The sequence below is a fragment of the Orbus sasakiae genome (genome assembly GCF_039542345.1).
Lineage (GTDB): Bacteria > Pseudomonadota > Gammaproteobacteria > Enterobacterales > Orbaceae > Orbus > Orbus sasakiae.
In genome coordinates, this window is sequence record NZ_BAABHY010000001.1 from 1,257,032 (window position 1) to 1,276,364 (window position 19,333).

General features: G+C 38.6%; 15 protein-coding genes. 5 read left to right on the forward strand and 10 right to left on the reverse strand.

The genetic code is table 11. From position 1 onward, the window contains the following. Positions 1-17: 17 nt before the first annotated feature. Positions 18-1,355 (reverse strand): D-serine transporter DsdX, encoded by a 1,338-nt coding sequence (gene dsdX / locus ABEA36_RS05475; protein WP_345489628.1) that lies wholly within the window; start codon positions 1,353-1,355, stop codon positions 18-20. 197 nt (positions 1,356-1,552) lie between these two features. On the opposite strand from dsdX, the gene dsdC reads away from it, so the two are divergent. The 4 genes from dsdC to ade all read left to right on the forward strand — a co-directional run bounded on the left by dsdC (position 1,553) and on the right by ade (position 7,864). Beyond that, positions 1,553-2,491, forward strand: a complete 939-nt coding sequence (gene dsdC, locus ABEA36_RS05480; RefSeq protein WP_345489630.1) for a DNA-binding transcriptional regulator DsdC — start codon at positions 1,553-1,555, stop codon at positions 2,489-2,491. A 234-nt stretch (positions 2,492-2,725) separates the two neighbouring features. After that, entirely contained in the window at positions 2,726-4,051 is a 1,326-nt protein-coding gene (locus ABEA36_RS05485) for an NCS2 family permease (RefSeq protein WP_345489632.1), read from the forward strand. Positions 4,052-4,206: 155 nt separating this feature from the next. Further along, the gene (locus tag ABEA36_RS05490; RefSeq protein WP_345490872.1) at positions 4,207-6,021 is read left to right on the forward strand and encodes an adenine deaminase; all 1,815 of its coding nucleotides are present in this window, start codon (positions 4,207-4,209) and stop codon (positions 6,019-6,021) included. A 103-nt stretch (positions 6,022-6,124) separates the two neighbouring features. Continuing rightward, on the forward strand, positions 6,125-7,864 hold the full coding sequence (ade, locus tag ABEA36_RS05495; RefSeq protein ID WP_345489634.1) for an adenine deaminase: 1,740 nt from the start codon (positions 6,125-6,127) through the stop codon (positions 7,862-7,864). 60 nt (positions 7,865-7,924) lie between these two features. On the opposite strand, the gene ABEA36_RS05500 is transcribed toward ade, so the two are convergent. The 8 genes from ABEA36_RS05500 to ABEA36_RS05535 form a co-directional block, all read right to left on the reverse strand. Beyond that, complete coding sequence (locus tag ABEA36_RS05500) at positions 7,925-8,356, reverse strand: hypothetical protein (RefSeq protein ID WP_345489636.1); 432 nt, start codon at positions 8,354-8,356, stop codon at positions 7,925-7,927. 39 nt (positions 8,357-8,395) lie between these two features. Further along, positions 8,396-8,785 carry an aspartate 1-decarboxylase gene (gene panD / locus ABEA36_RS05505; RefSeq protein ID WP_345489638.1) on the reverse strand — a complete coding sequence of 130 codons (390 nt, stop codon included), beginning with the start codon at positions 8,783-8,785 and terminating at the stop codon, positions 8,396-8,398. A 2-nt stretch (positions 8,786-8,787) separates the two neighbouring features. Beyond that, complete coding sequence (gene panC / locus ABEA36_RS05510) at positions 8,788-9,639, reverse strand: pantoate--beta-alanine ligase (RefSeq protein ID WP_345489640.1); 852 nt, start codon at positions 9,637-9,639, stop codon at positions 8,788-8,790. Then, positions 9,639-10,499, reverse strand: coding sequence for a 3-methyl-2-oxobutanoate hydroxymethyltransferase (gene panB / locus ABEA36_RS05515; RefSeq protein ID WP_345489642.1), 861 nt, complete (start codon positions 10,497-10,499; stop codon positions 9,639-9,641). The genes panC and panB overlap by 1 nt, the downstream gene beginning before the upstream one ends. Beyond that, positions 10,496-11,365: a Rossmann-like and DUF2520 domain-containing protein gene (locus tag ABEA36_RS05520; protein WP_345489644.1), complete on the reverse strand. Its 870-nt coding sequence runs from the start codon at positions 11,363-11,365 to the stop codon at positions 10,496-10,498. The genes panB and ABEA36_RS05520 overlap by 4 nt, the downstream gene beginning before the upstream one ends. Positions 11,366-11,492: 127 nt before the next feature. After that, positions 11,493-12,248, reverse strand: a complete 756-nt coding sequence (locus ABEA36_RS05525; RefSeq protein ID WP_345489646.1) for an amino acid ABC transporter ATP-binding protein — start codon at positions 12,246-12,248, stop codon at positions 11,493-11,495. Positions 12,249-12,252: 4 nt separating this feature from the next. Further along, positions 12,253-12,951 carry an amino acid ABC transporter permease gene (locus ABEA36_RS05530; protein ID WP_345489648.1) on the reverse strand — a complete coding sequence of 233 codons (699 nt, stop codon included), beginning with the start codon at positions 12,949-12,951 and terminating at the stop codon, positions 12,253-12,255. 71 nt (positions 12,952-13,022) lie between these two features. Then, a complete protein-coding gene (locus ABEA36_RS05535) occupies positions 13,023-13,820 on the reverse strand; it encodes an amino acid ABC transporter substrate-binding protein (protein WP_345489650.1) in 798 nt (265 codons plus the stop codon). Positions 13,821-14,191: 371 nt separating this feature from the next. Between ABEA36_RS05535 and nifJ the strand changes: the two genes are divergently transcribed. Continuing rightward, positions 14,192-17,734: a pyruvate:ferredoxin (flavodoxin) oxidoreductase gene (gene nifJ / locus ABEA36_RS05540; RefSeq protein ID WP_345489654.1), complete on the forward strand. Its 3,543-nt coding sequence runs from the start codon at positions 14,192-14,194 to the stop codon at positions 17,732-17,734. 93 nt (positions 17,735-17,827) lie between these two features. On the opposite strand, the gene ABEA36_RS05545 is transcribed toward nifJ, so the two are convergent. Next, positions 17,828-19,084, reverse strand: coding sequence for a hypothetical protein (locus tag ABEA36_RS05545; RefSeq protein ID WP_345489656.1), 1,257 nt, complete (start codon positions 19,082-19,084; stop codon positions 17,828-17,830). Positions 19,085-19,333 lie beyond the last annotated feature (249 nt).

Below are 19,333 nucleotides of genomic sequence, written 5' to 3' on the forward strand. Positions count from 1 at the left end.
CCCTTAGTGTTGAATCACTAAACAATATAAGATAAAAGGAATGTGCCCATTAATGCAACTAAAGATGCAATAAACGTTGCAGTTGTATAATATTTAAAAATTTCGGTCATTGTTGCCCCACAATACTGTTTAACAAGCCAAAACAAAGAATCGGTAACAATTGTACAACCTATCGCCCCAGAGCCAATCGCTAAGGTGATAATTTCGGGGCTCACATCCGGATACATAGCAAGCATCGGCGAGACAATTGCCGTTGCTCCCATCATTGCAACGGTTGCCGATCCCACGGCAGCGTGCAAAATAATCGCGACTAGCCAAGCTAATAAAATAGGATGCATATCTAACTGTGATAATATTTGAGCCAAACCATCACTTAATCCACTGGCTTTTAAAATGCCGTTAAATGCACCGCCTGCGCCTATGATTAACAGAATATTTGCAATTGACGAAAAGCAATCTTCCGTATTCGTAAGTAAAGTGCTCATCGCCATATGGCGTCTGATGCCTAATATATAATAAGCAACAAAGGCAGCAATAAACATCGCAGTAATTGGATTACCAATAAATTCTAATATTGCATAAAATGGATTTTGTTTATCCATATTGAGTTCTGCGGTTGTTTTAATAAGCATAAGCACAATCGGTAGCAATACGGTAAATAATGTTGCACCCAATGAAGGCAGCTCATCTTCCGTTCGTACTTTAAGATCTGAAAACTGTTCTGGTACCGCTTTAAATGGCATTTTATTTTTAATAATACGTAAGAAAATAGGCCCACCGACTAATGAAGCCGCCAATCCAATAATTAAACCATATAAAATCACACTACCAATATCTGCGCCTAATGCATTGGTCACATACAGTGCTGCTGGGTGGGGTGGTACAATACAATGTACGGCCATTAATGCCGTACATAATGGAATGGCTAGCATTAATAACGACGTTTTTGTCTTTTTGGCAATGGAAAAGGCTAATGGAATCAATAGCACAACCCCTACTTCCACAAATAACGTAATACCACAAATTAATCCCACTAATACCATTATGACATCAGGCGATAACCAACGGCATTTTTGTAAAGTGATACCAATGCGTTCAGCCGCACCCGATATTTCCATCATCTTACCGAGAATGGTCCCTAAACCAATAACTGCGGCTAAAAAGCCAAGGGTGCCGCCAATTCCGTCTTCGATGGCGCTAATCATCGTCAATGGCTTCATCCCCATCAGCGCCCCCACATAAAAGCTCGATAGTAATAAGGCTAAAAAAGGATGCAGTTTAAATTTAACAATCGTAATAACAATTAACAAAATACTGGTTATCAACACACCAAGAATCCAAAGTTGTGAATCCATCTTGTTCTCCTATAAGCTAAAAAGTATGTTGAATATTACATGTGATTCGTGCACCACTGACAAACGATAAAATATCGCTTTCACATGAGCTAAATTGAATCAAAAATGTGATTAACATCATAAAAATGACAATTAATGTTCATTTAGTTATATTTAATTCATTATATCGCGTTAAATACATCTAAAAGGAGAAAGCTATGTTTGATGATGATCGCTTTATTACAAACAATCGACTGGTTTCACGCTACCAATTAGCTAAATTACACACATTTGAAGCTGCTGCGCGCCATCGTTCATTTGCCCAAGCGGCTGATGAGTTATGTATTAGTCCAAGCGCGGTCAGTCATCAAATAAATAAGCTCGAAGAAGAACTAAATTTTAAATTATTCCATCGTTTTCACCGCCGTATTGAACTGACTCAAGATGGTGAGAATCTTTTTAATGTACTCAAAAAATCATTGGCCATTCTTAACCAAGAAATATTGGAAATTAAAAGTCAGGAACTCACCGGCACATTAACTGTATATTCGAGGCCCTCGTTTGCTCAAGGTTGGCTTGTGCCACGCTTATCTGAATTTACACAAAAGCACCCTTACATTACGCTCAATATTTTGACGGGTAACGAAATTGTCAATTTCAATCGCCACCGCATTGATTTAGCGATTTATTATGATGATTTGAATTATGACGAATTAAATATTTATCATTTAATGCAAGAAACCATTATCCCGGTATGTAGTCCACAGTATGCCCAGAAATATCATTTAAATGAACAAATCGATAATTTAAAAAATTGTACTTTATTACATGATAATCAGGCTTGGGGTTATGATTCTAATTTTGATGAATGGCAAACATGGCAGACACAATTTAACTTGAATTATGATTTTTTTGAATTACCCATGATGCTGTTTGACCGTTCAGATTTAGCCGTAACCGCAGCAATTAACCACGTTGGAATAGCAATGGGACGAAAACACATTATCGAAAAATTTATCGCATCAGGTGAACTGATCACCCCATTTAAACACATGGCAACGACATGTAAACAACGCTATTACATCGTAACAGCGACGAATCAACGTAATCCTAAAGTCAAAGCGTTCATCAAATGGATAAAAGAAAATATGATTTAAATCAATAAAATAATTTATAAAAAAGCACATTAACGCAATAAAAATAAAAAAATTTGATAATTTAAATAGCTCACTTTGATCAACATTGCTATAATGCGCACCTCAAACAACAGTGACTAGTATTAGCGTACCCCGCGCCAAAGTAACTGATGTTAGACATAATTTTTCGCATGATTAACAACATTCGTAAAACATTTCTGTTCTCTTTTCTAATCCATCTTTTGGAGTTTTCCCGTGGCTACTACTGACTCAACGACTAAACGATCGTTTTTGGATCGCTATTTCCAATTTCAGGAAAATAAGACTACGCTCAAAACTGAGCTAATTGCAAGTTTCACCACTTTTATCACCATGGTTTATATTGTTTTTGTCAACCCTAAAATTTTAGGTGACGCAGGGATGAATTCTCAAGCGGTCTTTGTCACCACAGCTTTGATTACAGGTATTGCTTGTATGGCTATGGGCATCGTGGCTAAGCTACCGATTGCATTAGCACCAGGTATGGGAATCAATGCCTATTTTGCTTATGTTTTAGTTGGGTCAATGGGGCTCACCTGGCAAACAGGTATGACCTTAGTATTTATGGGTGCCGCTGGACTGTTTTTATTGTCATTATTTCGCTTACGTTATTGGATGATTTCAAATATTCCTTTTTCGATTCGTATTGGTGTAAGTAGTGGCTGTGGATTGCTAATCACGTTAATTGGTTTACACAATGCCAATATCATTGTTGCTGATCCTGACACGATGGTTCGATTAGGCGACCCAACCTCAATCCCTTTTGTGCTTGGTTGCTTAAGCTTTTTAATTGTTGCAGTGCTTGCACAACGTGGTTGGAACTCTTCAATTTTACTTTCATTTGTTGCGGTCACGTTAATTGGTTGGGCAATTGATCCTGATGTCGTCTATCATGGCGTTGTCAGTTTACCACCCGATATTAGTGGCGTAGTCGGTCAACTTGATTTCCAAAATATTTTTGAAATCTCGCTCGTTGGTATCATTTTATCCGTCATGCTTATTAACTTATTTGAATCTTCAGGGACATTTATCGCTGTAACCGATAAAGCTGGTCTTGCCGATGAAAACGGACGTTACCCAAATCAGCAACGTTCACTTTATATTGATAGTGCCAGTTCCGCTTTAGGTTCAGCCATGGGCACATCTGCCGTAACCGCTTATGTTGAAAGCGCATCAGGCGTTGCCGTTGGTGGGCGAACCGGCATGATGGCGCTCGGTGTAGGTATCTTATTTCTTTTTGCGGTATTTTTATCACCACTTGAAAAAATGGTACCGCTTTATGCTACAACCGGTGCACTCATTTACATTGGTGTTTTAATGGCATCTGATTTAGCTCGCGTAAAATGGGATGATTTAACTGAAGCCGTGCCGGCATTTGTAGCAATGATTATGATGCCATTTAGTTTCACGATTACAGAAGGCATCGCGACAGGCTTTATCACTTTTGTGTTTATGAAAGTGTGTTGTGGTCGCTTTAAAGATTTAACCGTATGTTCGGTTGTGATGGCAGCACTCTTTTTAGTCCGTTATATTTTCCTTTAAGAGTGAAAAGCGAAAACGAATCTCAAAATTTGGGTCGATAAGGACTGAAAAAACCTTATTGATTGTTAAAGCCACAGACTGGGTGGCACGTCTGCCGATTGCAGACAACGACATTTAATTTTATTGCAAAAAATAGGAATATGATTATGACTTCAATGTATAAAGAAGATATCTGTGAAATGATTGATGCGGGAGCAGCTAAGATTCCTGCAGATCTTGTGATTACCAATGGTCAATTGGTCAACGTTAACTCAGCTGAAATTTACCCTGCAGACGTGGCTATCTATAAATCACGCATTGTTGCAACAGGTGATGTATCGGGTTATGTTGGTGAAAAAACTAAAACCATCGATGCAAAAGGAAAATACATCGTCCCAGGTTTAATTGATGGTCACTTACATATTGAATGTAGTAAATTATCAATGACCAGTTTTGCAAAAGCGGTGTTACCACATGGTACAACCAGTATTATTTCAGGACTTGATCAATATATTGTCACAGCAGGACTTGATGGGATTAAAGAAATCTTAACTGAGATTGATGGTACCCCACTTAAAGTATTCTGGGGTCTACCATTTTTAACACCTTATACGTTACCACAAAGTAATGTCGGTTTTAATGTGACTGCTAAAACCCATGCTGAAGTACAAAAATGGCCTGAAGTATTTGGTGTTTGGGAAACCGTTAGTGAATTTATTGAAAATCAACACAGTGACGTAATGAAAGCGATTGAATATGCTCGCATTAATCGTTTACCTATTTTTGGTTGTGCACCAATGACTCGCGGTCATAAGCTAAACTCAATCTTATGTGCGGGCGTCAGACTTGACCATGAAAGTTATGATCACACTGAAATGATGGAAAAAATCCGTAAAGGAATGAATGTTATCATTCGCGAATCGTCTATTTCACACTTCTTAGAAGAAAACGTAAAAGTCATTACACATTTAAATCCTCGTTTATCACGTCGTGTTAGTTTTTGTACTGATGACGTTATTGCTTCTGATATCGTGGCGAATGGTCACATGGACAAACTTATTCGTATGTCAATTGCAAATGGTGTTGATCCATTAACTGCTATCCAAATGGGATCCATTAACTCTGCTGAAGCCTACCGCATTGACCACTTAGTGGGTTCTGTATCACCGGGTCGCTTTGCCGACATTTTATTAGTTGAAGATTTAGTGAAATTTGAAATTGATACTGTAATTGCAAAAGGTCAATTAGTCGTTGAGAATAATCAAACTGTATACGAGTTTGTACCACCAAAACGCAGCGATGTATTACTACAAAGCATGAAATTAAAACCAGTAACCGCAGATGATATGAAAGTCAGAACAGATGTTAAAGAAGCCAAAGTGCATGCTTTATCATTAGATGTTGATTTTAATATCCCTTTTGTTCGTCGTGGTCGCCAAGTGGAATTACAAGTTAAAGATGGTGTTGTACTACCCGATGTCGAAAATGATGCTATCTACGCTACCGTTATTGAGCGTTTTGGTAAAACAGATTGTAAACCAAAAGTAGGATTCTGTTCTGGTTGGAAATTAAAATCAGGCGCGATGGCAAGTTCTTGTGCACCAGATGACAATAATGTGGTCTGTATCGGTACGAACTCAGAAGACATGGCTATTGCGATTAATCATTTAGCACAAAACGGTGGCGGGCAAGTTATTGTCAATCACGGTAAAGTCGTTGGTTTCTTACCATTACCTATTTGCGGCATAGTCTCTGACCTTGATCCACACACGATGGCGCAAGAAGAAGAAAAATTATTAAAACTTGCCCGTGAATTAGGTTGTGACTTACCTGATCCATTATTCTATATGTGTTGTTTACAAATTACTGCAATCCCTGATTTTGCGATTACCGATCTAGGCGTGATTGATTTCCATGATCAAGCCGTCATGGACCCAGTATTTAAATGTGGTTGTACACACGGTAAACTGCATCCAAAATGCCATCATTAATCGTATGGATAATGCATAAAAATAGTAATAAAAATAATAGGTGGCAAATGCCGCCTATCTTCTTTATCATGCAAAAATAATTTGCAAATAGCTGAGGTTCCTCATGACAAAAAGAGAACAACTAAATGATTTAATTGATATGGCAGCAGGCAGAAAAGACGCTGATCTGTTAATTACCAATTGTAAAGTTATTGATGTGTATAACCAACTGATCGTTGACGGTCCACTGGCCATTGGGCATGGTAAAATTGTCGGTTATGGCGCCGATTATAAAGCCAAAAAAACACTTGATGCGGGTGGTGGTTATGTAATGCCGGGTCTTATTGACGGTCATGTTCATATCGAATCATCATCATTAACACCGCCTCAGTTTGCTCGTTGCATTTTACCTTTTGGGACGACAACGATTATTGCCGATCCACATGAAATTGGTAATGTTTGTGGGCTTGATGGTATCCGTTATATGCTTGAAGCATCACGTAAAACCCCTTTAAATGTCCAAATAATGTTACCGTCATGTGTTCCAGCAACACCTTTTGAACAAGCAGGCTGTGTGTTAGAAGCCGAAGACTTGGTCAAATTAATTAACGAACCGGGTGTGAAAGGACTGGGTGAAGTCATGGATTACCCAAGTGTTATTCATCACGACGAAAAAATGATGAATAAATTGTGGATGGCTAAAGATCACGATCGTGTTATTGATGGTCATAGCCCCGGTGTGACAGGAAAAGATCTGACTGCTTACGTGATGGGCGGCATTATGACTGATCATGAGTGCAGTACGACTCAAGAGATGCTTGATCGTATTCGTTTAGGTCAATATGTTCTGTTACGTGAAGGTTCAACCTGTAAAGACTTACTCAATTTATTACCTGCCATTACCCCAGCTAATGCTCGTCGTTGTGTGCTTTGTACTGATGACCGTGAACCCTCTGATATTTTAGAAACAGGCCATATTAATAAAAGTCTACGTTTAGCAGTGGAACATGGTTTAGATCCACTTATTGCCATCACCCTTGCAACCCTGAATGCGGCTGAATGTTTCCGTTTAAAAGGCAAAGGCGCAATTGCCCCTAACTTTGATGCAGATTTATTAATCGTTAAAGATCTTAAATCTTTTGAAGCAAAACACGTATTCGTTGCCGGTCAAGAAGTCGCTCGTGATGGTAAATTACTCGTTGAATGGCCTGATTATGTTGCTGATACTGTCCTTAATACAGTGCGTTTACCAGCATTGTCAGAACACAGTTTTACTTTGCCACTTAAAACAGAAAAAGTGAACGCAATCGGCGTTAAGCCTGGTAGTGTATTAACTGCACATCTGCAAATTGATGTAAAAAAAGATGCCCATGGCAACTTTGATGTCAAAAATAATCCTGGTTTAAATAAATTGGCTGTTATTGAACGTCACCATGCAACAGGTAATATTGGTTTGGGTATTCTTGCAAACTATGGCCTTAAAAATGGTGCCATTGCGGTGACTGTTGCTCACGATTCACATAACCTTGTTGTTGTCGGTGATAATGATGCCGATATGCTTGCAGCGGTTAAAGATGTTGAGTCTATGGGTGGTGGTTTTTCGCTTTGTCAAAACGGTAAAATTTTAGCTCACCTTGCTTTACCCGTAGCGGGACTCATGTCAGATAAATCGGCACAAGAGGTTGCTGATGAACTGCATCATATGATTCGCGTTGCAAAAGAATCATTTGGTATTAACCCGAAGGCTCATCCATTAATGACCTTAGTCTTTATGACTTTACCGGTTATTCCTGAACTCAAATTAACCTCTACGGGATTATTTGATGTCAGAAAGTATCAACCAGTTGAGTTATGTATTGAATAATCAAATCATTAAAAAGGCGCATAATGCGCCTTTTTAATATTGGAAAAAAGTTGTTATGTTTTACAGCATTCTGATTATGTGTTCAACAGCGCAATTCGGACACGACATATGACGCCGTTCTTGTTTGTGTTCATTCAATGAAATATTTATCTCTAAAAAAGCCTGTTGACATTCAGGGCAGTGAACTTTTGCGTGAATATCTTCTGCTATACTATTTGCCGCTTCAACCCAACGCGTCTCACGATTATCATTAATAAATGGTAACCTCACCTTTAATCGCCGACACTCTAAATACCAAAAAACCGCACCTAACAAACAAAATAAAGGCACTAGCTTAAATGCTATTTTCAATAAGCCGCCGTCAAAATCAAATCTTTGGTAGCGTAAATACACGCCAATACTAATGAGTACTTCCATTGCCAAAAAGAGTAAACATAGCATAAGAGGAGTAACAATGATGCAATAAAGGACAGCGAACCGTTTTTTATTCATTGTTTATCCTCGAGTAGGTATGAAATACATTTCAACATGTTACATATCGGCTAATTTACCATGTTTTTCATAGCGTGACGTGCGCGTAATCTGATTATTATCATCAACAAAAACGACGTTAGGCTGATGTGTTTTGGCATCTAAATCAGATAACTGAGCATATGTCATAATAATGATCTTATCACCCTTTTGTACTAGGCGAGCTGCCGCACCATTTAAACAAATGAGTCCACTGCCTGCTTGACCAGCAATGATATACGTTTCAAACCGTTCACCATTGTTGATATTAACGATTTGCACTTTTTCATACTCAAGCATGCCAGCGGCATCCAATAAGTTTTGATCAATAGTAATACTACCGACATAATCAAGCTCTGCTTGCATAACCGTAGCACGATGGATTTTACTTTTTAATAAAGTCAGTTGCATAATTAACGTCCTTGTTGGTAAATGAAATTATCAATTAAACGTGTTTTACCAATAAACACAGCCAATGCGCACAAACTATCTTGAGTCAGCCTGGTGACAGGTTTAAATGTTTGTAAATCGACAAACTCAATATAATCTATTTTAGCCAACGGTTGTTGGTTGATGATTGATTGCATTTCAGTATTGATCACGTCTACTGATTTTTCACCTTGTTGAATTAACTTTTGGGCTGATTGAATCGCCTCAAACAGACAACGTGCCGCAATACGCTCTTGCGGTGATAAATAGCTATTACGAGAGCTTTTAGCCAAACCATCTGCTTCACGAATAATAGGACAACCGATAATTTCTATATCGAAATTCAAGTCATTCACCATTCGTTTAATGACAGCAAGTTGCTGAGCATCTTTTTGACCAAAATAAGCACGGTCTGGCGCGGTAATATTAAATAATTTACTGACAACAGTACAGACCCCTTTAAAGTGGCCCGGACGCTTTTGACCACATAGCGCTTGTGTGATACCGTCAACATCAACCATACTGTTAAAATAGCTATCATACATCTGGTCTACGGTTGGACAAAAAATCATATCAACGCCCATCTGTTGACACGCTACCGTATCGCTATCAAGATCGCGAGGGTAACTGGCTAAATCTTCTGATGGCCCAAATTGCATAGGATTAACAAAAATGGAGACGATCACTTTATGATTGTTTTTTTTCGCTTCTGCCATCAAACTTTGGTGACCTTCATGCAAAAATCCCATCGTAGGCACTAAGCCAATCGTTTCGCCAGCTTGGCGCCAAGCTTTCACAGTTTCACGAACTTGTGCAATGGTTGTGACAACGATCATTAATCATCTCTCCTGTCTGAAGCCAAAAACGCTTGTCTAAGGTTTTGCATAATGTGTTCATCAATCGTAAATTCATGTATCGGCGCAGGAAATTGATGGTTGATGACGTCATCACAATAGGCTTTAAATGCGGTTTTCATCTGTTCACCTACTGGGGCGAATGCTTTAGTAAATTTAGAGGAAACGCCGTCATACATCGCAAGCATGTCTTGATAAACCAGCACCTGACCATCACAACCAACGCCAGCACCAATACCGATAGTGGGAACACTAACCAGTTCTGAAATCAAAGTCGCAAGTGGCGCGGGCACGCATTCGAGTAAAATGGCAATTGCACCAGCTTGCTCCACCGCTAATGCATCAAGAATGATATTTTTAGCATTTTGGTAATCTTTACCCTGCACTTTGAAACCACCTAATGCTAAAACAGATTGTGGCATCAAGCCAATGTGCGCAATAACCGGAATAGATGCTTGAGTAATCATTTTAATATGTTCACTAAAAGCACGGCCACCTTCCAATTTAACCACATGCGCATGACCTTCTTTGATAAGACGCCCCGCATTATAAACGGCATCATAAACCGATGCGTGATACGACATAAAGGGTAAATCCGTCACAACCAAGGCCGATTTTGCAGCCCTAGCGACCGCTTTAGAATGGTGAATCATATCGTCCATAGTGACCGAAACGGTTGTGTCATACCCAAGCATGACCATGCCTAATGAATCACCCACTAATAAGCAATCTACACCGCTGTCATCCATTAATTTTGCAGTGGTGTAATCGTATGCAGTAAGCATCGTAATTTTCTGTTTACTTTGCTTACGTTTTTGTAAAGTAAGAACCGTTTTTTTCAAGGTAGCAACTCCAATTGTAATGGTTGGTAGTCCCGTTGAGGATGTTTTTGCTGACTAATTTTTAATAAAACTAAGGATAATTGTTGATATAAGGGTTTAATGTCCGGTGATAATGCAGTAAGGTGCTGTTTTATGGTCTCAACATCGGCCCGTTCAATCGGTCCAGTTAATGCAGCAAGCGTGCCGTATTGACACAATGACTGTGCATTACCCAAAAATAATGGGTGCCAAGCTTGTTCACTAAATTGCTCATCTAAACCACATTGCTTCAACATATCACTACCGATTTGAGCTAAAGCAATGACATGATTGCTTAACAATACACAGGCTGCATGATAAAGTGATTTTTGAGCCCCATCTATCACGCTGATGTGATTAGGTAATGCAGTAAAAATGTGTTGCAGCTGATTAAGTACTGTTTCACTATCCGATTGGAGAGTGAAATAAGCATGATGCATTGATTGATAGCAAGTGAATCGATCATAAATCGCGTATAGAGGGTGCAGAGAAAAACCAAACGGATACACAGATTGATTGAACATAAAGATATCTGATGAGAGTAAACCACTACAGTGACCAACAAGTTTATTGTTGAGTGGTAATAAACACAGTTCAGACCAAACGTTTGCAATTTGACTATCGGGTACCGTTATCAAGATAACGTCACTATCATCTAGCAATGCAGCGATACTTGTGTAAGGTTTACATCCAGTAAACTGGCAAACTTGCTCGGCATTAGCGAAAGATTGACTATAGAAACCAGCAACAGAGATTCCCTGTGAAATAAAATATTTTGCTAATGTACTACCGACCTTGCCGGCACCAATAAATCCTATTTTCATCGTATTGATAATCGTCAATTTCATTATTAAAGCACAGCACAATACAGTTCAACAAACACTATATAAACTGCTCTATTTATTGCTTTAATAAAAAATAATTCGGTCCTTTACATGCAAAAAATGATTAAACAGTATTAATCCAATAAATTAACTAGCTAATAAAACGCGATAAAAACTCACGCGTTCTAGGGTGCTCAGGGTTAACTAATACGTCTTCAGCATTACCTTGTTCAACAACAACACCGCCATCCATAAAGACGACTTTATCAGCCACTTCACGCGCAAAGCCCATTTCATGAGTGACAATCACCATGGTTATTTTATCTTCAGCCAGTTTTTGCATGGTCTTTAAAACTTCGCCAGTCAATTCTGGATCGAGTGCTGAGGTTGGTTCATCAAACAGCATAATATCTGGCTGCATCGCAAGCGCTCTGGCAATCGCAACACGTTGTTTTTGACCGCCGGATAACTGTGATGGATAATCATTTTCTTTATTCGATAAACCGACTTTTTGTAGCAGTTCACGCGCGATAGGAATAATCTCTTCCCGTTTCATTTTTTTCACGGTTATCGGCGCTTCAATAATATTTTGTAATACCGTCATATGGGGAAACAAATTAAAGTGTTGAAACACCATCCCCATTTTGGAACATATCCGTTTAATATCACGATCAGGTTGGTAAATAGCTTGGTTATCCGCATTATTTTGAACCATCCATTCATTTTCGATCGCAATATCACCTGAGTCAATTTTTTCAAGGTGGTTTAAACAACGTAATAGCGTTGATTTACCTGAACCAGATGAACCAATGATGACAACAACTTCAGACCTTGCTACCGTTAAATCAACCCCTTTTAATACCGCTAAGTTGCCAAATGATTTATATATTTGCTTTGCATTAATCATAATATTAGTCATCGTAGCGGGCATAATATTTCTCCAGTTTTTGATAAAGCAACGTTAAAATAAGTGTCATAAACAGATAAAAAATCCCAGCAATAAAAAACGGTGATAAATCAAAATCACGTTTCACTAATTGATAAGCAATTCGCATTAGATCTTGTAATGCCAGAACATAAACTAATGATGTATCTTTAACGAGTGTAATGGTTTCATTGCTCAATGGTGGAAGAATCTTTTTAACCATCTGTGGCAATACGACTCGCCACATCGTCTGGCTATAGCTCATTCCTAACGTTTTAGCCGCTTCATATTGTCCTTTATTTACACCTTGGATACCTGCTCTGAAAATTTCAGCAAAATAAGCTGCGTAGTTTAAACTAAAGGCGATGACTGCTGTTGAAAAACTATCAAACCGAATTCCAAGCATGGGGAGTGCAAAATAGATAAAAAATATCTGTAACATTAATGGCGTTCCGCGCATTAACCAGATATAAGCATTGACCAAATAACTTAAAATTTTAAATTTAGATAGGCGCATTAGCGCAAGTAATAATCCAAAAGGTATCGATAACAACAAGGTAATGATAAATAAACCTAATGTTAGCTTTGCACCAACCCATAATTGCGGTGAAATATCAATACAATAGTTGACTGAAAGTTGTATACTGACCCATATTTGTTGGATAATTTGCAGTAAGTAATCCATTTATAATCCTATAAAAACAACAACGCAGTCCAAAATTGGGCCGCGTTTAAGCAAAACAAGCGTATTAGACTTTATTTTGTTACATCTGTACCAAACCATTTTTCAGAAATTTTAGCAGCGGTACCATCAGCAATCATGCTATCTAAAGCTTGTTGAATTTTTTGTTGCAATTCTACATTATCTTTTCTAAAACCGACACCATACTCTTCTTGACCAAAGTTGTCTTGTAATACGACATAATCATTTGGTTTTTTAGCGACATAATAGTGACCAACTACGCCATCTACCACAACCGCATCCAAGCGTTGATTGGCTAAATCAAGTAATGCCGTCACATTATCAGCATATTGATTAAGCGAAGTAAACGATTGATGAATAGGATCGGCATTGACAGCATCGAGTGCACTACTACCATTTTGTAACCCAATAATTTTGCCAGCTAAATCTGCTTTAGTTTTAATGCCACTATCAGGACTGACCACAATAATTTGATGATTGATCATGTAAGGTTTTGAAAATAAAATGTTTTCTTTACGGTAATCGGTAATTGTTAAACCATTCCATAACGCATCAACACGACCACTATTAAGTTCAGCTTCTTTGGCTGACCAGTCAATGGGTTTAAATTCAATATTTAAATTTGCTCTTTTAGCCGCTTCACGAGCAAGATCGATATCAAAACCGACTAGCTCATTATTTTGATCACGAAACCCCATTGGAGGGAAATCATCATCTAAGCCAATGACAATCGTTTGTACTTGTTCTGTTGAATCTTGTTTTACTTCATCTTGTTTTTTTTGATTATCACATGCATTTAAAAAAATGACTGCACAAAATGCCATAATCCATAAATAGAAATGTTTACGCATAAAACCCTCAAAATAAAAGATCGTCGTTGATATTAAAACTGGTGGGATAATGCTATCGTATGTCTTGGCATTTATCCAGTAACTATTTGACATTTTGCCATAAAATAAATTAATAATTGGAACAAAATAATTGATAGAAGTATTACCTTAACCAATTTGCTTAATAAATACACCAATTGATGACCTTTTATACAAGGTCGTGATGGCATATTATGATAAGCGAATCACGGTATTTGTCAGTACAAGCCACAAGGTTATTATCGATAAAAGTTTTAATGCAATAATCGCTCAAAGTTTTTGAGTTTCTGTTACAATAGTCTGTTATAAAGCAAAAAGTAATGTCATAGCCACATAAAATAAAAGGTTTTTTAATGATTACAACAGATGCAAATAGCGCCGTATCTTCGGTCGCTTATCGCGCTAACGAAGTCATTGCGATATACCCTATTACACCAAGTTCAACAATGGCCGAACAAGCAAATACCTGGTCAGAATTTAATAAAAAGAATGTTTTTGGTGATATTCCCAAAGTAATCGAAATGCAATCTGAAGCGGGCGCAATTTCTACTGTGCACGGTGCTTTAATGACTGGTGCGCTCTCCACTTCATTTACGTCATCACAGGGCTTATTGTTAATGATTCCCTCGCTGTATAAAATTGCAGGGGAACTCACGCCATTTGTGCTCCATGTCGCAGCCCGAACGGTAGCAACACACGCATTATCTATTTTTGGTGATCACTCCGATGTCATGGCTGTTCGTCAAACTGGTTGTGCGATGTTATGTGCAAGTTCTGTACAAGAGGCACAAGATTTTGCATTAATTTCTCAAATAGCAACCTTTAATAGCCGTGTCCCTTTTATTCATTTTTTTGATGGTTTTAGAACCTCGCATGAAATTAATAAAATCACCCCTATTAGTGATGAAACCATTAAAAATCTGTTACCCCATCAGGCTATAGCTGCTCATCGAGCCCGGGCCCTCACACCTGATGCGCCGGTTATTCGTGGGACATCAGCTAACCCAGATACATTTTTCCAATGCCGTGAAGCAATTAATACGTACTATGATAACACGTATCAATATGTCTATGACGCAATGCGCGCATTTGAACAAGACACAGGGCGCAGCTACCAACCATTTGAATATTATGGTGCACCAGATGCAGAGCGTATTATCATTTTAATGGGTTCTGCAATTGGAACGACAAAAGAAGTGATTGAGCATTTGTTAGCGCAAAATGAAAAAGTGGGTGTGGTGGTAGTGAGATTATATCGCCCATTTTCAGCTAAACATTTACTTGATGTGATTCCACAATCAGTGAAAAAAATCGCCGTCCTTGATAGGACGAAAGAACCAGGCGCACTGGCCGAACCGCTTTATCTTGATGTTATGACAGCTTTTGCCGAAGCCGTATCACGAGGCCAACGCCAGTCATTACCACTCATTATTGGTGGTCGCTATGGGTTATCTTCTAAAGAGTTTGATCCACGTTGTGTTCTGGCAATTTTTAATGAATTGTCTCTAGAACAACCACGCCCACGTTTTACCGTTGGGATTTTCGATGATATTACGGGCTTATCGCTTCCATTACCAAATCAATCCATTCCGCAAAAATCAGCCTTAGAGGCATTATTCTACGGTCTTGGTAGTGATGGTACCGTATCAGCAACAAAAAATAATATTAAAATTATTGGTGATAGCACACCTTTCCATGTACAAGGCTATTTTGTCTACGACTCTAAAAAAGCTGGGGGACTCACTGTTTCCCATTTACGGGTTAGCATGGATCCTATTGAGTCATCATATTTAATCAATAGCGCTCATTTTATTGGCTGCCATCAAGATCAATTTATTGATAAATACCATATTGTCGAACATTTAAAAGAAGATGGTGTCTTTTTACTTAATACGCCATACAGCAAAGAAGACGTTTGGCACCGTCTTCCAAAAGAAGTCCAAGCTGAATTAATTAAAAAACGCGCTCACTTTTATATTATCAATGCAGCCAAAATTGCCCGTGAATGTGAATTAGGTGCGCGTATTAATACCGTGATGCAAGCGGTATTCTTTTATTTAGCTGAAATTTTCAAAAAGGATTTTACGACTGAAAAACTAAAAGATGTGGTCGCAAAAGCATACAGTAGTAAAGGACAAGAATTGGTTGAACGCAACTGGAAAGCGATAGATATGGCGGTGAATTCATTGGAAAATATTCCATTGACCTGCGTTGATCAAACCAGCCGTTCTATGCCACCGATTGTTCCTGATAATGCACCTGATTTTGTTAAAACCGTGACAGCAGCGATGTTAGCGGGTATTGGCGATACCTTACCAGTATCAGCATTCCCACCAGATGGAACATGGCCTACCGGTACAACGAAATGGGAAAAACGTAATATCGCCGAAGAGGTGCCAATTTGGAGACCGGATCTTTGTACACAATGTAACCATTGTGTGGTGGCATGTCCACATGCAGCAATACGAGCAAAAGTCGTGACACCAGAAGAGATGGAAGATGCGCCATCAACCCTCAGTTCACTGGAAGTTAAAGCACGTGATATGAAAGGCCAACGTTATGTTTTACAAGTTGCGCCTGAAGATTGTACGGGTTGTAATTTATGCGTCGAAGTTTGTCCTTCACGTGATCGTAACGATTTTGATGTTAAATCAATCAATATGGCATCGCGTATTGATAATCTTGAAGTACAAAAAGAAAACTACGATTACTTTATTAATTTACCCGATCGTGATCCTAATACCATCGAACGAATTGATATCCGTACCTCACAACTATTAACGCCTCTCTTTGAATACTCCGGTGCTTGTGCCGGTTGTGGTGAAACACCTTATATTAAATTACTCACCCAGCTTTACGGTGATCATCTGGCAATCGCAAATGCCACAGGTTGTTCATCGATTTATGGTGGTAACTTACCTTCATCACCTTATACAACCGACCGTAATGGTCGAGGCCCCGCTTGGGCTAACTCTTTATTTGAAGACAATGCTGAATTTGCACTGGGTTATCGCTTAACATATAACCATCATAAAATTCGTGCAATGCGCTTACTGGATGAAGTTGCTGCTGAGGTACCGCCAGATTTAGTTGTCGGAATTAAAGCCGTCGAAACGCCATTGGTTGAAAAACGTCAGTTAATTGAACAATTACGCCGACAATTAGAGACGGTGCAATCGACCGCTGCTAAAGAATTAATTGCACATGCTGACTACCTCATTGATAAGTCCGTATGGGCTATCGGTGGCGACGGTTGGGCATATGATATTGGCTTTGGTGGTTTAGATCATGTCATGAGTTTAACTGAAAATGTTAACATCCTTGTGCTTGATACTCAGTGCTACTCAAACACCGGTGGTCAACAGTCTAAGGCGACCCCAATGGGTGCTGTCTCTAAATTTGCAGACTTAGGTAAACAAAAAGCGCGCAAAGATCTTGGCGTTAGCATGATGATGTATGGTCATGTTTATGTTGCTCAAATTGCATTAGGCTCGCAATTGAATCAGACCATTAAAGCGATTCAAGAAGCTGAAGCTTATGACGGACCATCAATTATCATTGCCTACAGTCCTTGTGAAGAACATGGCTATGACTTGGCCAAATCACATGAACAGATGAAGGATCTTGTTAAATCAGGATTCTGGCCACTGTTCCGCTATGATCCACGTCGTGTTTTAGAGGGTAAATCAGCCTTGACACTAGACTCAAGACCACCTAGCACAGAAATGTTAACGGATACCTTGCTAAAAGAGCAGCGTTTTAAACGGCTTGAAACGTTAGAACCACTTACCGCTGATAAGCTGCATCTGCAAGCCAATAAAGCAGTGAATGCAAAATATAAGTTCTTACAGCTTTTATCAACGTATAGTGAGGCGGAAACGCCACCTGACGTGTAATACTTTGTGTCAACAAAAACCCCGATTAATTCGGGGTTCTTTTTTATCAAGGTATTTTGAAAAATGGATAGCTAAATAAAAATAAAGATTCAATCAAGACTCATTACGTATGCACACAATAAATCTATTTGCTAATCCCGTGTCCCGAGTTAGTGCCCCAGTAGTAGAATTAAACACTTGTGGGTAAGACCCTTGAAACTCTTTTGCATAATACCAACCATTATTCCAACCCGCATTTGTATATTGAATGAGATTACCCCACTCACCAAATAATGATCCTATCTTTCTTGTCCCTGCAACATTATTTAGGTTAGAGTACTGTGCTGAAGTCAAATAGCTAGCACTAGAATAACTATATGTTCCCTTTGAGAAAGAAGCATTGGGTTCTCCAGATGTCGACGTTAAATTATTGCACACAGCCGAAACACTACTTCCCCAAGTTCCTGATGATGGACTTGTGCTATTCACAAACCATTTTATGGGTGTTTTTATTGTATAAGTAAGTTTATGATTAGCAAATGGCGTCCCCGTTTTACCCGTTGCAGTCAGTGTGACATCCGTTCCATCCCCTCGATTAACTAACGTAACACGCCCAGAGGATGAATCAATTGCGGCTATCGAGCTATGACTACTCGACCAAGTATAATTTGTTGCACTTGCTGTATCTTGCATTACCAGATCGAATTTCGCATTATAAAACCCGACAGTGGGAAAGCCACTATCAGTATCGAAGGTTACCGGTGGCGACTGCGATAAGGTTTTTATACCAGATAATTGATTAGGAATAACTAGATTGACTGTTTTTTGTATTGTTGCTTGGTTAACAAAAGGATCTCCATAAGCAGACGTAATATTTACTACTGCGCTAATGATTGCCTGCACGGTGTCACCAATCGCTAAACCGGCGTCGGATAGTGTTGTGGTCGAGGTTGTTGTAACCGTTGTCCCATCAACTTTTTTCCAGGTTATTTTGAGACTATCATTGACGAAGGTAATCGGTTGTGTAGCAGCAATATCACCATCATTATCAGCATAAAATTGACTGGCTGAATCCATTGAGCCTTTCGCTAAGTAATCACTAAATTTATCACTTAATGAAGCAAAAACTGAAGTATCCGTGATATTTTTTGTTTTATAATCTAGGGATAACATGACATCACCCGCATTATCACTATTCAATATTGGCTTTGAACCTTGTATTGTTTTAGCAGTCATTGCAGTAAGTGCTGTCATGGCATAGGGATGATAGCTAAAACTGGCAAACACAATTAGAGTTAATTGTAAAAATAAAATTTTTTTTGTTGGAAATAAAGACGATAATAACAGCGGTTGAGAAGTGAAAAATAGCATTTTGATACTCACTGGCTAATGGCTCAAAATCACGACAAAAAATCGAATTATCAAATATATTATTATTTAATTGTAAAGATTTTGATAAAATTATTCTAAGGTGAGCAGGATTATATCAGCCTACATGAAAAGTATATAACTGTTAATAACGATCAATATTCATACTTTTAATAGTTAATATCTATTTATATGCATTTATTGATCGATCTAAGTTATTAAATTATTTAGCTTATGCACAAAAATGTGCGC

Excerpts from the sequence above, each read along its gene's own strand:
- dsdX (WP_345489628.1), bottom strand. The coding sequence starts at position 1,355 with ATGGATTCACAACTTTGGATTCTTGGTGTGTTGATAACCAGTATTTTG.
- panD (WP_345489638.1), bottom strand. The coding sequence starts at position 8,785 with ATGCAACTGACTTTATTAAAAAGTAAAATCCATCGTGCTACGGTTATG.
- ABEA36_RS05500 (WP_345489636.1), bottom strand. The coding sequence starts at position 8,356 with ATGAATAAAAAACGGTTCGCTGTCCTTTATTGCATCATTGTTACTCCT.
- ABEA36_RS05545 (WP_345489656.1), bottom strand. The coding sequence starts at position 19,084 with ATGCTATTTTTCACTTCTCAACCGCTGTTATTATCGTCTTTATTTCCA.
- ABEA36_RS05520 (WP_345489644.1), bottom strand. The coding sequence starts at position 11,365 with ATGAAATTGACGATTATCAATACGATGAAAATAGGATTTATTGGTGCC.
- ABEA36_RS05535 (WP_345489650.1), bottom strand. The coding sequence starts at position 13,820 with ATGCGTAAACATTTCTATTTATGGATTATGGCATTTTGTGCAGTCATT.
- ABEA36_RS05490 (WP_345490872.1), top strand. The coding sequence starts at position 4,207 with ATGTATAAAGAAGATATCTGTGAAATGATTGATGCGGGAGCAGCTAAG.
- ABEA36_RS05525 (WP_345489646.1), bottom strand. The coding sequence starts at position 12,248 with ATGATTAATGCAAAGCAAATATATAAATCATTTGGCAACTTAGCGGTA.
- ABEA36_RS05530 (WP_345489648.1), bottom strand. The coding sequence starts at position 12,951 with ATGGATTACTTACTGCAAATTATCCAACAAATATGGGTCAGTATACAA.
- ade (WP_345489634.1), top strand. The coding sequence starts at position 6,125 with ATGACAAAAAGAGAACAACTAAATGATTTAATTGATATGGCAGCAGGC.
- nifJ (WP_345489654.1), top strand. The coding sequence starts at position 14,192 with ATGATTACAACAGATGCAAATAGCGCCGTATCTTCGGTCGCTTATCGC.
- panC (WP_345489640.1), bottom strand. The coding sequence starts at position 9,639 with ATGATCGTTGTCACAACCATTGCACAAGTTCGTGAAACTGTGAAAGCT.
- dsdC (WP_345489630.1), top strand. The coding sequence starts at position 1,553 with ATGTTTGATGATGATCGCTTTATTACAAACAATCGACTGGTTTCACGC.